Raw genomic sequence first — 13,582 nt, 5'->3', positions numbered from 1 at the left:
TCGGCCACCAGTTCGAACGCCAACGTCGAGATCAGTACTCCGGCCCCGAACGCCATGATCGCCATGACGACCAGCCGCGGCACCTTCACGAACCACGCGACGCCGGCACCGACGAACAGAGCGCCGCCGCCGATCAGGCCGCTCAGCGCGGCAAGCCAGACTCCCACGCGGTAAGCCTACGGATGCCGGTGGCTGGTGCCGCGGCATCCGTGAGCGTGTCAGCTTCCGCCCGAGAAGACGCCGACCAGGCCCGAAACGACCAGATACACGCCAACACCGGCGACGACAACCCAGATCGTGATGCGCGCGGGCGTGATCTTGTTCTTGTCGTTGCCCGACCCGCCGCCGAAGAAGCTCATGGGCACAGGGTATCCGGCGCGCTCGCTGCTCGCTCTAGGCTCAGATCATGTCCGATCACCTTCCTGCTCGCAGCCGCCTCGTCCACGACGCGATCCGCGCCGCGGGGATTCCCGGCGATATCGTCGTTCTCCCGGATGCCGCCTCCACTGCGGCGCTGGCAGCCGAAGCCCTCGGAGTCGAGGTGGGCGCTATCGCGAACAGCCTCGTGTTCTGGTCCGACGGTGAGCCACTTCTGGTCATGACCAGCGGCGCCCACCGCGTCGATACGAAGGAATTGGCGACGCGGCTCGGGCGGACATCGATCATCCGCGCGACCCCCGATCAGGTGCGTCAGGCCACCGGGCAGGCGATCGGTGGTGTTGCGCCGACGGGCCATCCGGCGCCGCTCGTGACGATCGTCGATGAGGATCTCGCCGCGTTCCCTGAGATCTGGGCCGCGGGTGGCACGCCGCACACGGTCTTTCCGCTGACGTTCCCGCAGCTGGTCGACCTCACCGGCGGGACCGTCATCAGCGTCGTGTGACCGCGCCTGATCGCTGCAAGGGGCACTCAGCCGAACAGGGCGTGCGCGATCGTGTAGATCGCAAGTCCCGCCAGCGCGCCGACGATCGTGCCGTTCAGGCGGATGTACTGCAGGTCGCGTCCGACCATGAGCTCGATCTTCTCGGTCGTCTCGGCAGGGTCCCAGCGCTCGACGGTGTCGGTGATCAGCGAGGCGATGTCGTGGCGATATCGGTCGACGAGGAAGACTGCGGCATCCGTCACCCAGGTGTCGACGCGACGCTGTAGTTCGGGTTCGCGCACGAGCCGTTCACCGATGTCGCGAAGGGCACTGTCGATCTGGGTGCGTAGTCCGCTCCGCGGGTCGGCGAGCGCGTCGAGAAGGCCCGACTTTGCCGTGCTCCAGGCATGGGTTGCCAGGTCGCGAACGCGGGGGCTGTCGAAGATCGCGAGCTTGGCATCCTCGAATCGGCCGATCGTCTGCGGGTCGTGCTGCATGCTCTCGGACAAGCGGCTGAGGTACGCGGTGATCGCGGCACGGGCCGGATGCTCGGGATTGGTTCGCACGGCACGCACGAACCCGACGGCCTCGGAGTACACGGTCTCGTCGACGAGGCGCGCGGCGATGCTCGGCACCCACGGGGGAAGGCGCCCCGAAACCAGGCCCGTGAAGGCATCCCGGTTGTTCGCGAGCCACTCGTCGATGTTCTCGGCGGCGAGGTCCACGGCGGTTCGATGGGCGTCGGCGTCGACGATGCGGCCGAGCCACTCGCCGATCGCCGGCGACCACTCCGGCACGATGAGGTGCTCGCGGGCGAGGGCGGTGATGACTTCTTGAGCGTCGTCGTCGCTGAGGGCGCGAAGGATGCCGGAACCCATCGCCGCCGCTTCCGACCCAATCCGCGCCGCGTGCGCGGGATCGCTCAGCCACGCACCCAGACGCGCGGCGATCGAGGTCGATTCGAGCTTGGTGCGCACGACATCCGTCGCGAGGAAGTTCGTCTCGACGAACTCGCCCAGCGACTGACCGATCTCGTCCTTCCGCCGCGGGATGATCGCGGTGTGGGGGATCGGGATCCCCAACGGATGCCGAAACAGCGCAGTCACTGCGAACCAGTCGGCCAGTGCGCCGACCATCCCGCCTTCGGCTGCTGCGCGCAGGTAGGCGAGCCCCGGAACCTGTTGTTGGCCGATGAAGCCGACGAGGAACAGGACTGCCATGAGGAGCAAGGCGCCGAGCGCGACGGATTTCATGGTGCGAAGTCCGCGTCGGCGTTCCTGGTCGGTGGGGCTCAGCGCGGAGGTCGGCGTGCGTGCCATGTCCACATCCTCACACGCCGCTGGTCACGCCGATCAGGAAGCGCGAGAGCTCAACCCGAAACCGGCCCGAGCCACGCCGTCGCCACGGTGGAGTGAGCCGACTCCGGGTCGGATGGATGGAACATTCCGGCGAGCACGTCGCGGTAGAGCCGGCTGAGCTCGCTCCCCGCGAAGTAGCTCGACCCGCCTGCCACGAGGATCGCATCATCCACGACGGCCTTGGCCATCGTCACGGCGCGGTGTTTCACGCCCGACAGGAGCGAGAACCACCGCGGCCCGTGATCGACGAGGGTGTCGATGTCGCGGCTGAGCGCGTCCAGCTGCGGAGGCAGCGCGTCGTACGCGAGCGCCATGTCGGCGATCCGCCATCGGATATCGGGATCCTGGCTGTAGGTCAGTCCCGTCTTCTTCGACCGGCGCGTGCCGACGGTCTCGACAGCGACATCCAGTGCCCGCCGCGCGATTCCGGTGTAGACCGACGCCAGCAGGATCTCGAAGACGCTGAAGATGCCGAACACGATCGGGTCCGGGTTCGGTCCGGGCGGGATGCGGCGCACGACCCGGTCTGCCGCTGCAATCGCCCCGCGCAGTTGCGTCGTGCGGGATTGGGTGGCGCGCATGCCGAGCGTGTTCCAGTCGTCGCGGGTGACGATTCGTCCGGCATCCTCTTCGGACCGCGGCACGAACGCGTAGACCATCTTCGGGCCGTCAGGAGAGGTGGTGTCCAGGCCGTGGAGCCCGAGCTGCGTCCAGACCGGGGCGAGGGAGGTGAAGATCTTCGTGCCGGTGAAGGCATATGAGCCGTCGGGCTGCGGCGCGGCATCCGTGTCACTGCCGAAGAGCACGAGATCGTTGCCCGCCTCGCTGATGCCGAACGCGAAGATCTCGCCGGCCACGGCGCCTTCGAGCACGAAGCGCAGGTCGTCGACGCCGCGATCGGCGAGCGCCTTCGCGACACCGGTCCACACAAGGTGCATGTTGATCGCAAGCGCTGTCGCCGGGGCTGCGGTAGCCAGGCGCTGCTGCAGGAGCGACACCTCGGCAAGACCGAGGCCCGACCCGCCGAGTTCCGTCGGAGCGAACAGCGCGAGGTACCCGGCATCCGTCAGGTCGGCGAGGTCGTCGTGTGGGAAGGTGTTGTCGCTGTCGTGCCGCGCCGCACGCTCGCGGAACCGCTCGAGCAGTTCATCGGGCAGCACGGATGCCGGGTCGACGGTCGCCGCAGTCATGCGAGGGCCTCCCAAAGCTGGCGCATTGTTTGGTCGGGCGCATCGCGGTGCGGCGAGTGCCCGGCTCCCTCGACGACGGACATCGTGATGGACGGCCGGGTCAGCAACTGCTCGACGATGTCGCCGCGGAAAAGCGCATATACGGTGGGGTCGCCGGCTATGACATGGATGGGCACATCCAGGGACAACGCAGGAAGCCGCACATCCCATTCCGGATTCTGCTCGCTCGTCTGCTCGACCGCCCAGCGGCTGACCTGCTGGATGCTCTGCACTTTGAGTTCGATGTCCAGCGGATGCCACGACGGATGCTCGGCGCGCACCGCCTCGGCGCTCGGGTCGTCGAACTGACGTTGTTGGCTCTCGCGCACCTGCTCGCGGTCTGGCTCATCGAGCTGGATAGCCGGATCGATGAGCACGAGCCGGTCAGTCCAATCCGGGACGGACGCTGCAGCAACGACCGCTGCTGCGCCGCCCAGCGAGTGGCCGATGACGAGATCCCACGGCCTCTCATCAGCGGGACTGCAGAGTGCTAGGTCCGCGGCATAAGCGTCGATCGTGTAGTCGAGCGCCCGCGGGGCGCGCCCGTGCCCGCGCAGATCGACGGCCTCGGCAAACCAACCGCGCTCGCTCAGCTCTACGCCGAAACGCCACATCAGGGCGCCCGTGGACCCCAGACCGTGGACGAGCAGTGCTCGGCGGGGGGATGACAGGTCACCCCACCCCTGCCGAGGCAGAACGAGGGGAGTGGTCATGGCTTCGGCATCCTTTCAGCGCGCGCGCGGCCCGTACGTGCCGACGGGAATGATCGTGCCGTCGGGGGCTCGCATCCCGAACCCGAAAGTCCGATCCAGCGCGATGTGAAGCAGCCAGCCCATGCCGCACCAGAACAGCGGCAGTCCGACCTCCCGCATCTCCCACAGATACGCCATGGAGCCGCCGAGGAAGAACAGCAGCGCGGAAATCCACGCCTGATGCAACCAGTTGTAGAACGCGACGCGCTCGGGGCGCAGGATGCCGCGTTGGCCGCCGAACGCTCCGATCAGGGCGATGTCGGGGAGCACCGCGAACACGATGATGATCCCGGCAGTGACCCATCCGTGGCCGATGCTCTCGAAGACCGCGACGATCAGTAGCGCAATGGCGAGAAGCGTCCAGGCGAGCCGGGTGTAGGTCACGGGTTCATCGTAGGCGCGCGTGGTGAACGCGCGGTCAGGTGATCGTGGGGACGGGCTCGGTATCCGGGATGGGGCTCGGGTCCCGATCGCGCAGGTCGGGGAAGCCGCGGACGAACACGATAGCCACGATCGCGCCGGTCGCTGCGAACAGCGCTGCCGCGAGGTAGGCGCCCTGGGGGCCCGCGCCGTCGACGAGGAAACCCGCGACTGCCGAACCTGCGGCCGCACCGATGAGCTGTCCGGTTCCAATCCAGCCGTAGGCCTCGGCGGTCTCGCTGAACTTGACGCTCGCAGATGTCATCGCGAAGATCACTGCGAGTGCTGGCGCTACACCGAGTCCCGCGACGGCGAGTGTCGCGCCCAGCCACCAGGCGTTGAGCGAGATCATCGTGAGGCTGAGTCCTGCCGCAACGATCAGCATCCGTCTGGCCGTCGCCCATGGTCCGATCGGGATATGCCCGAAGGAGAGACCGCCGGCGAGGCTTCCGACGGCGAAGACGGCAAGCACAAGGCCCGCCTCGATCCCCTCGTGTCCGAAGGTGGCGACCACGCCGACCTCGACGGCGGCACAGGCACCGATCAAGAGGAAGCCGACGACCGTTGCCAGCAGCACCGCGGGCTTGCCGAGCACCTTTCCGAAGCTGCGCCGACTGCGAGGGATGCGCACCCGGCCGACCTCGGGGGAGAGGATGAACCACGCGCCGCCGCCCAGCAGCACGATGACGATGAGCGCGAGGGCTTGGACCGTGCCGATCTGCGTCGCGACGAACGTGATGAGCACGGGAGCGACGACCCAGATGATCTCCTGCAGCGAGGCATCCAGCGAGTACAGGGGAGTCACCTGTCGCGAGTTGACCATCTTGGGGTAGATCGTTCGAACCGCTGCCTGCACCGGCGGGGTGGAGAGGCCCGCGACGAGCCCCAGCACCATATAGGCCGGAAGCGGGAGGGTGAAGGCCGCGATGCCCGCGATGGCGGCAGCGCAGATCGCGAGAGTCACGGTGAGGACCCGCCGCATGCCCCACAGGCCCATCCACCGGCTCGTGATCGGACCCGCAACCGCCTGCCCGACAGAGGTCGCAGCCAGCACGAGCCCTGCAGACCCGTAGGAGCCGGTGACCTGCTCGATGTGCAGCAGGATCGCCAGGCTCGTCATCCCGTTCGGGAACCGCGCCGTCAGCTGCGCAGCGATGATGCGCGCGACCCCCGGAGTGCGCAGCAGTTCTCCATAACCCGCCACCCTCCTACGGTAGTCGTGCCGAACCGGTTCGGCGATATCGGAACACGGACGACGCAGTGCGTCGACGGATGCCGCGACACGCCGCGACACGCCGGGAGCACAATCCACAGGCGAATTCGATGTCGGTGGATCGCCGTAGCGTCGCGCTGTGGAGGGATGTCGGATGCAGGCGCCCGAACCCGCGTGATTTCAGGCTTCTCCCAGGTTTCGCGGACTCGTCGATCTGTGGATGAAACGGTGGACAAATCGCGTTGTATCTGAGGAGAGCGGTGGAAAACTACACGAATGTAACTACTACCCCTTGTGGTGCTATCTGATGTCGGCACCCATATGTAGTATTGGACTCCCGGTGGGGGAGCTGCCGGTTCGACGAAGGATTTTGAGGGGACAACGGACCTAACATGGCGATCACGGTCTACACCAAGCCGGCCTGCGTGCAGTGCACTGCTACCTACCGCGCGCTGGATTCCAAGGGCATCGATTACGAAGTTCTCGACCTCTCGCAGGACCCCGCGGCCCTCGAGCAGGTCAAGGCGCTGGGCTACCTGCAGGCCCCCGTCGTCATCACCGACGAGGACCACTGGTCGGGCTTCCGCCCCGACAAGATCGACGAGCTCGCTTCGCGCCTCGCCTGAGCCATGAGCACGGCGATCGCGACAGAGACGCCGTTGCTCGTGTACTTCTCGAGCGTTTCGCAGAACACGGCGCGCTTCATCGAGAAGTTGGGTTTGCGCGCTGAGCGCATCCCGCTCTTCGCATCCGAGCCGATGCTCCTCGTCGATGAGCCCTTCGTCCTGGTCACCCCCACCTACGGGGGAGGCCAGGGTCGCGGCGAGGAACGGGGTGCGGTCCCCAAGCAAGTCATCCGGTTCCTCAACGTCGAGCAGAACCGAACACTCATCCGTGGTGTCATCGCCGCGGGAAACACCAACTTCGGCGACGCCTTTTGCGCCGCCGGCGACATCATCAGCCGCAAGTGTCACGTGCCGCACTTGTACCGGCTCGAACTGTTCGGCACGTCAGAAGACGTCACCCGCGTGAGCGAAGGATTGGAACGATGGTGGAAGCTGCAGTGACAGACATGGCATTCAAGACGGAGGCCCGTTTCGAGGGGCTCGACTATCACGCGCTCAACGCGATGCTGAATCTGTACGGCCCGGACGGGAAGATCCAGTTCGATGCCGACAAGCGTGCTGCTCGTGAGTACTTCCTGCAGCACGTCAACCAGAACACCGTCTTCTTCCACTCGCTGAAGGAGAAGCTCGACTACCTGGTCGACAAGCAGTACTACGAGCCCGCCGTGCTCGAGAAGTACTCATTCGAGTTCATCTCGTCGCTGCACGACCACGCGTTCGAGAAGAAGTTCCGCTTCGAGACCTTCCTCGGAGCCTTCAAGTACTACACGAGCTACACGCTCAAAACCTTCGACGGCAAGCGCTACCTCGAGCGCTTCGAAGACCGTGTCGTGATGACGGCCCTCGGTCTTGCCGACGGCGACGAGGCTCTGGCTACCCAACTTGTCGACGAGATCATCTCGGGCCGCTTCCAGCCCGCAACCCCGACGTTCCTGAACACCGGCAAGGCGCAGCGCGGTGAGCTCGTCTCGTGCTTCCTGTTGCGCATCGAAGACAACATGGAGTCGATCGCCCGCGGCATCAACTCCGCCCTGCAGCTGAGCAAGCGCGGCGGCGGTGTCGCGCTGCTGCTCTCGAACATCCGCGAGGCTGGAGCCCCGATCAAGCAGATCGAAAACCAGTCAAGCGGCATCATCCCCGTCATGAAGCTGCTCGAAGACAGCTTCAGCTACGCCAACCAGCTCGGGGCACGTCAGGGCGCGGGCGCTGTCTACCTGTCGGCTCACCACCCCGACATCCTGAAGTTCCTCGACACCAAGCGCGAGAACGCTGACGAGAAGATCCGTATCAAGACCCTCTCGCTCGGGGTTGTCGTTCCCGACATCACCTTCGAGCTGGCCAAGAACGGCGAGGACATGTACCTCTTCTCGCCCTACGACGTCGAGCGCGTCTACGGTGTGCCGTTCGGCGACATCTCGGTCACCGAGAAGTACCGCGAGATGGTCGATGACCCGCGCATCAAGAAGAGCAAGATCAACGCGCGAGAGTTCTTCCAGACCCTCGCCGAGATCCAGTTCGAGTCCGGCTACCCGTACATCATGTTCGAAGACACGGTGAACCGGGCCAACCCCATCAAGGGCCGGATCAACATGTCGAACCTGTGCTCGGAGATCCTGCAGGTCAACACCCCGACGACCTACAACGAGGACCTCTCGTACGACCAGATCGGCAAGGACATCTCCTGCAACCTCGGGTCGATGAACATCGCCCTGGCGATGGATGGCGGCGACCTCGGTCTCACGGTAGACACCGCCATCCGTGCCCTCACCGCCGTCAGCGACCAGAGCCACATCTCGTCGGTGCGCTCGATCGAGGACGGCAACGACCGCTCCCACGCGATCGGCCTCGGCCAGATGAACCTGCACGGGTACCTCGCTCGCGAGCACGTCCACTACGGCTCGGAAGAGGGCCTGGACTTCACGAACATCTACTTCTACACGGTGCTGTTCCACGCGCTGCGGGCGTCGAACAAGATCGCGATCGAGCGGGGGACGGCGTTCGAGGGCTTCGCCGACTCGACCTACGCGTCGGGTGAGTTCTTCGACAAGTACACCGAGCAGGAGTGGGTGCCCCAGACCGAGCGGGTGCGCGAGCTGTTCGCCGGCCACCACATTCCCACACAGGATGACTGGCGTGAGTTGAAGGCGTCAGTGCAGGCCCACGGCATCTACAACCAGAACCTGCAGGCGGTGCCCCCGACCGGCTCGATCTCGTACATCAACAACTCGACGAGCTCGATCCACCCGATCGCCTCGAAGATCGAGATCCGCAAGGAAGGCAAGCTCGGCCGCGTCTACTACCCGGCGCCGTTCATGACCAACGACAACCTGGAGTACTACCAGGATGCCTACGAGATCGGCTACGAGAAGGTCATCGACACCTACGCCGCTGCCACCCAGCACGTGGACCAGGGCCTGTCTCTGACGCTGTTCTTCAAGGACACCGCGACCACCCGTGACATCAACCGGGCGCAGATCTACGCCTGGAAGAAGGGCATCAAGACCATTTACTACATCCGTCTACGTCAGATGGCCCTCGAAGGCACGGACATGACGGAGTGCGTCAGCTGCATGCTTTAATGCTCTGACCTGGGATTTTTTCGGAGAACTGATGACAGAGAAGCTCAAGCTGATCGACCACGTTCAGGCGATCAACTGGAACCGGATCCAGGACGACAAGGACCTCGAGGTCTGGAACCGTCTCGTGAACAACTTCTGGTTGCCCGAGAAGGTGCCCCTCTCCAACGACGTGCAGTCGTGGAACACGCTCACGCCCGAGGAGCAGACCCTCACGATGCGCGTGTTCACGGGGCTCACGCTCCTGGACACGATCCAGGGCACCGTCGGCGCGGTGTCGCTGATCCCCGACGCGATCACGCCGCACGAAGAGGCGGTGTACACGAACATCGCGTTCATGGAGTCGGTGCACGCCAAGAGCTACTCCTCGATCTTCTCGACCTTGTGCTCGACGAAGGAGATCGACGAGGCGTTCCGCTGGTCGGTCGAGAACCCGAACCTGCAGCGCAAGGCGCAGATCGTCATGGAGTACTACCGGGGCGACGAGCCGCTCAAGCGCAAGGTCGCCTCGACCCTGCTGGAGTCGTTCCTTTTCTACTCGGGCTTCTACCTGCCCATGCACTGGTCGAGCCGCGCCAAGCTCACCAACACGGCTGACCTCATCCGCCTCATCATCCGTGACGAGGCAGTGCACGGCTACTACATCGGCTACAAGTTCCAGAAGGGACTCGAGCGGGTCGACGAGGCCAAGCGCCAGGACATCAAGGACTACACGTTCTCGCTGCTGTACGAGCTCTACGACAACGAAGTGCAGTACACGCAAGACCTCTACGACGGCGTCGGCCTGACCGAAGACGTCAAGAAGTTCCTGCACTACAACGCCAACAAGGCGCTGATGAACCTCGGCTACGAGGCCATGTTCCCCGAGTCGGTCACCAACGTGAACCCCGCGATCCTGTCGGCCCTGTCGCCGAACGCTGACGAGAACCATGACTTCTTCAGTGGATCGGGTTCGTCCTACGTCATCGGCAAGGCCGTCGCTACCGAGGACGAGGACTGGGACTTCTAGATCCGGTTGTGGAGAAACGGTGATGTCCACAGATCCTGCGTCGGCGTCTGACGACGTCGCAGGCGGGGCATACCGTGAAGCTCACGCCGCATCGGAAGGGGACGAGATGGCACAGCAGATCACTGACAGTGTGGCTGCCGAAGAGCGGGCGCGCGAGCAGGCCATGGGTGAGGTGTCGGATGTGCTCACGAACCTCGACTACGCGCTCGAGCGCGCGCGCAAGGCGCTCGAGCGCATCCGCAAATCGGGTGCTCACCCGAACGCCGAGGCAGCCATGAAGGACCTCGTCGATGTGCTCCAGACCGAGCGCAAGCGGTTCGTGCAACAGACGTACTTCAGCGTGCCGAACAAGACCCGGATGTTCTGAGCGGTGACAGATCCGGTCCGCAGCGGCGCGGAGCTTCAGCGAGCACTCACCGAGTTCGTGCGCCGGTGGTCTGGATACTCCGGCTCCGAGCGGGCTGAGGCACAGACCTTTCTGAACGAGCTGTTCGCCGCGTACGGCTCGGATCGCCAGTCCGTCGGAGCGCGGTTCGAGGACTTCCGCAGTTCTGCGGGTTTCATGGACCTCCACTGGCCGGGCGTCATGATCGTGGAGATGAAGGCTCCCGGCATTGCGCTGGAGAAGGCCGCCGACCAGCGCGATCGGTACTGGCGCGAGTCGAGCGATCCCGCCACCGACACGCCGGCCGCCCGGTGGGTCGTGCTCTGCAACTTCCAGGAGTTCGAAATCTGGGAGCCGGGTCGTTTCCCGAACCGGCCGCGTTCGCGGTTCACGCTCGATGAACTTCCCGAGCACTACGACGCGCTGCTCTTCCTGCAGAACGAGTCTCTCGAGCCCGTCTTCAGCGAGCATCGCCGCGAGCTGACCGAAGATGCCGCCCGCCACGTGGCAGAGCTCTACCGCTCGATGCTCGACCGGTCGGCGGCCCCGGTCGATGAGATCCAGCGCTTCACCATGCAGTTGGTCTGGTGTCTGTTCGCCGAAGATCTCGGGATGCTCGAGGGGTATCCGCTGCAGGCGACCGTCGAGGCGCTGCTGAAGGAGGACGATCCCGACTCCGCGAAAGAGATCGGCTACCTCTTCCAGCTGCTCAATCAGAAGGGTGACCACAACCGCAAGGGGCGCTTCGCGGGCACGCGGTATGTCAATGGCGACCTGTTTGCCAGACCTGCCGCCGTCTACCTTGACCGGTCGGAGCTTCTTCACCTCAAGCAGGCGGCGGAGTTCAACTGGCGCGAGGTCAACCCGACCATCTTCGGATCTCTCCTCGAAGGAGTGCTCGGCGATGATCGCCGCTCCGAGATCGGCGCGCACTACACGCACGAAGCCGACATCATGAAAATCGTCGCGCCGACCATCGTGCGTCCCTGGCGCGAGCGGATTGAGACGACCGGATCAGTTACCGAGGCGGTTACCCTTCTCGATGAGCTGTGCGACTTCCGCGTTCTCGATCCGGCCTGCGGATGCGGCAACTTCTTGTACGTCGCGTATCGCGAGTTGCGCGGGCTCGAGTTCGATCTCAAGCAGCGCATCGATCGCCTCGCCGCAGAAACCGGTGCCCCGCGTCCGACTGGCACGCTGCCCTTCTATCCGCTGTCGAATCTGTTCGGGATTGACATCGAGCGCGTCGCCGTCATGATCGCGCGGGTCACGCTGTGGATGGGGCACCGGCAGATGATCGAACGGTACGGCGAGGCTGAGCCCGTGCTGCCGCTCGTCGACCTCTCGCGTATCACGCCTGCCGACGCACTGCAGACCGACTGGCCCGAGGTTGACGCGATCATCGGCAACCCGCCGTTTCTGGGAGCTAAGCTCTTACGCCCCAGCCTTGGTGACGACTACGTGGATTGGCTCGTCCGTCAGTTCGGCGTTGGGGTCAAGGATCTCTGCGTGTACTGGTTCCGGCGCGCTCACGAGCATCTTCAGCCTGAACAGCGGGCGGGACTCGTGGGAACGAACTCGATCAGCCAGACAACCGGACGTCTGGCATCGCTTGCCTACATTGCCTCGACTGGTGGGGTGATCACCGATGCGGTCTCCTCGCAGAAGTGGCCGGGGGACGCGAAAGTCCACGTCAGTATCGTGAATTGGGTGAAATCGCCGTCTCGGAACCCTACAGATTTCACCCTTGACGACCAGGTCGTATCTGGGATCGCACCGAACCTGCGCGCCGGTGACGCGGCAGGTCTCGAGGTCGGCTCGATCGCTGAGAACAGAGGGCGTTGCTTTGCCGGAGTAGTTCCGCAGGGCAAGGGATTCCTCCTTGACGACTCGGTGGCGAGCGCGCTCTTGGCTTCGGATGACGCCGCCTACGAGCAGGTCGTTCGTCGATTCCTTACGGGCGCCGACATCGCGGAAGACGTCAGGCAGGCACCGTCTCGATGGGTCATCGACTTCGGTTCTCTGCCACTCGAGCGCGCTCTCACCTTTCCCGCCGCTGTCGACATCCTCCGCTCGTCGGTCAAGATCGAGCGCGAGACTTCGACAAACCGTGCGGTCGAACGTCGATGGTGGCTCTTTGGTCGACGTGTGGAGGACATGCGGGCGGCGATTGCACCGCTTCGTAGATACGCCGCGGCGGCGGCAACGGGCAAGCGACTGCTGCTTGCCTGGGTAGAACGGACGGTGGTTCCGAACAACGCGGTCGTCGTGTTCGCGTTCGATGATGATTACTCAATGGGCGTCCTGCTATCCAGCGCACACGAAGCATGGGCGAGGGCGCAATCTTCGACACTCGAGACGCGCCTCCGCTACACGAACGCGGCGGTCTTCGACACCTACCCGTGGCCGGATCCCGTCACGCCCGAGCAGCGGGAAGCGATTGCTGCCGCATCCCGGGCGCTCTATGCCCGTCGAAGCGAACTCTGTATCGAGCACAGCATGGGCCTTACGAAGCTGTACAACCTCATGGACGAGGGTGGTTTCGCCGATCTCGCCGCACTGCACCGCCGCCTCGACGAAGCTGTGGCAGCCGCCTACGGCTGGCCGAAGTCGGTGGCGCAGGATCCCGAGCAGATCGTGAGCCGACTCACCGCGCTCAACCGTGAGATCGTCGACGGCGGCCGGGCGTACGATCCGTTCGCGGCGCCGATGCCGACCGAGCGGGAGAGCTGAGGGCTGGAACCTCTTGAGCCGGCCCCTCAGCGACGCGTCGAGGCCGTGACGGTGAACTTCGGAGTGCGGGCGATCTGACGGGTTGAGCCGACGAGTTTCTCGAGTGACGGGCGGTAGCGCAGGGCCGAGTTCCAGACGGTCCAGAGTTCCCCGCCCGGGCGCAGCACGCGAGCAGCATCCGCGAAAAGGTGTCGTGCGATCGTTTCGTCGATCGCGGCGCCCCGGTGAAACGGCGGGTTCAGGGCGATGAAAGACGCGCTCGCATCGGGCAAGGTCGAGAGCGCGTCATCGCGAACCACCGTCATCCGGTCGGCGATTCCGTTTGCAGTGGCGGTCGCCCGAGCCGATGCCACGGCGGCGGCCGACTCGTCGGACGCGTACACACGCAGTTCCGGATGCCGCAGCGCGAGGGTCGCCCC

Annotated in this window: 14 protein-coding genes and 1 pseudogene; 7 read left to right on the top strand and 8 right to left on the bottom strand. The window is 64.9% G+C overall.

The features are described 5' to 3' along the window. Both Q1V87_RS06475 and Q1V87_RS06470 read right to left on the bottom strand, forming a co-directional pair. Positions 1–167, bottom strand: a pseudogene (locus tag Q1V87_RS06475) (ZIP family zinc transporter); the annotation flags it as partial. Positions 168–218: 51 nt separating this feature from the next. After that, positions 219–359, bottom strand: a complete 141-nt coding sequence (locus tag Q1V87_RS06470) for a hypothetical protein (RefSeq protein WP_300591357.1) — start codon at positions 357–359, stop codon at positions 219–221. Between the two features lie 47 nt (positions 360–406). Here Q1V87_RS06470 and Q1V87_RS06465 point away from each other — a divergent pair, with 47 nt between their 5' ends. Further along, positions 407–883 (top strand): YbaK/EbsC family protein, encoded by a 477-nt coding sequence (locus Q1V87_RS06465; RefSeq protein WP_300591356.1) that lies wholly within the window; start codon positions 407–409, stop codon positions 881–883. A gap of 26 nt (positions 884–909) precedes the next feature. Here the strand turns inward: Q1V87_RS06465 and Q1V87_RS06460 are convergent, their stop codons facing one another. The 5 genes from Q1V87_RS06460 to Q1V87_RS06440 are packed head-to-tail and all read right to left on the bottom strand — an operon-like array spanning position 910 to position 5,825. Next, positions 910–2,181, bottom strand: coding sequence for a DUF445 domain-containing protein (locus tag Q1V87_RS06460; protein WP_300591355.1), 1,272 nt, complete (start codon positions 2,179–2,181; stop codon positions 910–912). Between the two features lie 50 nt (positions 2,182–2,231). Next, entirely contained in the window at positions 2,232–3,410 is a 1,179-nt protein-coding gene (locus tag Q1V87_RS06455; RefSeq protein ID WP_300591354.1) for an acyl-CoA dehydrogenase family protein, read from the bottom strand. Then, on the bottom strand, positions 3,407–4,162 hold the full coding sequence (locus Q1V87_RS06450) for an alpha/beta hydrolase (RefSeq protein ID WP_300591353.1): 756 nt from the start codon (positions 4,160–4,162) through the stop codon (positions 3,407–3,409). The genes Q1V87_RS06455 and Q1V87_RS06450 overlap by 4 nt, the downstream gene beginning before the upstream one ends. Before the next feature lie 15 nt (positions 4,163–4,177). Beyond that, positions 4,178–4,585 carry a DUF4260 family protein gene (locus tag Q1V87_RS06445; protein WP_300591352.1) on the bottom strand — a complete coding sequence of 136 codons (408 nt, stop codon included), beginning with the start codon at positions 4,583–4,585 and terminating at the stop codon, positions 4,178–4,180. A 34-nt stretch (positions 4,586–4,619) separates the two neighbouring features. Further along, on the bottom strand, positions 4,620–5,825 hold the full coding sequence (locus Q1V87_RS06440) for an MFS transporter (protein ID WP_300591358.1): 1,206 nt from the start codon (positions 5,823–5,825) through the stop codon (positions 4,620–4,622). A gap of 401 nt (positions 5,826–6,226) precedes the next feature. Here Q1V87_RS06440 and nrdH point away from each other — a divergent pair, with 401 nt between their 5' ends. The 6 genes from nrdH to Q1V87_RS06410 all read left to right on the top strand — a co-directional run bounded on the left by nrdH (position 6,227) and on the right by Q1V87_RS06410 (position 13,163). Continuing rightward, complete coding sequence (gene nrdH, locus Q1V87_RS06435) at positions 6,227–6,460, top strand: glutaredoxin-like protein NrdH (protein ID WP_292709002.1); 234 nt, start codon at positions 6,227–6,229, stop codon at positions 6,458–6,460. Between the two features lie 3 nt (positions 6,461–6,463). Then, positions 6,464–6,901 carry a class Ib ribonucleoside-diphosphate reductase assembly flavoprotein NrdI gene (gene nrdI, locus Q1V87_RS06430; protein ID WP_292709000.1) on the top strand — a complete coding sequence of 146 codons (438 nt, stop codon included), beginning with the start codon at positions 6,464–6,466 and terminating at the stop codon, positions 6,899–6,901. 5 nt (positions 6,902–6,906) lie between these two features. Then, on the top strand, positions 6,907–9,039 hold the full coding sequence (nrdE, locus tag Q1V87_RS06425) for a class 1b ribonucleoside-diphosphate reductase subunit alpha (RefSeq protein WP_300591351.1): 2,133 nt from the start codon (positions 6,907–6,909) through the stop codon (positions 9,037–9,039). 31 nt (positions 9,040–9,070) lie between these two features. Further along, positions 9,071–10,045: a class 1b ribonucleoside-diphosphate reductase subunit beta gene (nrdF, locus tag Q1V87_RS06420; RefSeq protein ID WP_292708996.1), complete on the top strand. Its 975-nt coding sequence runs from the start codon at positions 9,071–9,073 to the stop codon at positions 10,043–10,045. A 106-nt stretch (positions 10,046–10,151) separates the two neighbouring features. Further along, a complete protein-coding gene (locus Q1V87_RS06415) occupies positions 10,152–10,412 on the top strand; it encodes a hypothetical protein (RefSeq protein ID WP_300591350.1) in 261 nt (86 codons plus the stop codon). A gap of 3 nt (positions 10,413–10,415) precedes the next feature. Next, complete coding sequence (locus tag Q1V87_RS06410; protein ID WP_300591349.1) at positions 10,416–13,163, top strand: DNA methyltransferase; 2,748 nt, start codon at positions 10,416–10,418, stop codon at positions 13,161–13,163. Between the two features lie 26 nt (positions 13,164–13,189). Here Q1V87_RS06410 and Q1V87_RS06405 read toward each other — a convergent pair. Next, the coding region (locus Q1V87_RS06405; RefSeq protein ID WP_300591348.1) for a methyltransferase at positions 13,190–13,582 on the bottom strand (393 nt) is incomplete at its 5' end.

This window comes from Microbacterium sp. (assembly GCF_030149085.1).
Lineage (GTDB): Bacteria > Actinomycetota > Actinomycetes > Actinomycetales > Microbacteriaceae > Microbacterium.
The sequence above is the reverse complement of the archived record's forward strand: the minus strand, read 5'-3'. Positions and strand labels throughout refer to the sequence as shown.

What these genes read in the sequence shown, in the direction of transcription:
- Q1V87_RS06470 (WP_300591357.1), bottom strand. Translation starts at nt 359, where the DNA reads ATGAGCTTCTTCGGCGGCGGGTCGGGCAACGACAAGAACAAGATCACG.
- Q1V87_RS06465 (WP_300591356.1), top strand. Translation starts at nt 407, where the DNA reads ATGTCCGATCACCTTCCTGCTCGCAGCCGCCTCGTCCACGACGCGATC.
- Q1V87_RS06460 (WP_300591355.1), bottom strand. Translation starts at nt 2,181, where the DNA reads ATGGCACGCACGCCGACCTCCGCGCTGAGCCCCACCGACCAGGAACGC.
- Q1V87_RS06455 (WP_300591354.1), bottom strand. Translation starts at nt 3,410, where the DNA reads ATGACTGCGGCGACCGTCGACCCGGCATCCGTGCTGCCCGATGAACTG.
- Q1V87_RS06450 (WP_300591353.1), bottom strand. Translation starts at nt 4,162, where the DNA reads ATGACCACTCCCCTCGTTCTGCCTCGGCAGGGGTGGGGTGACCTGTCA.
- nrdH (WP_292709002.1), top strand. Translation starts at nt 6,227, where the DNA reads ATGGCGATCACGGTCTACACCAAGCCGGCCTGCGTGCAGTGCACTGCT.
- nrdI (WP_292709000.1), top strand. Translation starts at nt 6,464, where the DNA reads ATGAGCACGGCGATCGCGACAGAGACGCCGTTGCTCGTGTACTTCTCG.
- nrdE (WP_300591351.1), top strand. Translation starts at nt 6,907, where the DNA reads ATGGCATTCAAGACGGAGGCCCGTTTCGAGGGGCTCGACTATCACGCG.
- nrdF (WP_292708996.1), top strand. Translation starts at nt 9,071, where the DNA reads ATGACAGAGAAGCTCAAGCTGATCGACCACGTTCAGGCGATCAACTGG.
- Q1V87_RS06415 (WP_300591350.1), top strand. Translation starts at nt 10,152, where the DNA reads ATGGCACAGCAGATCACTGACAGTGTGGCTGCCGAAGAGCGGGCGCGC.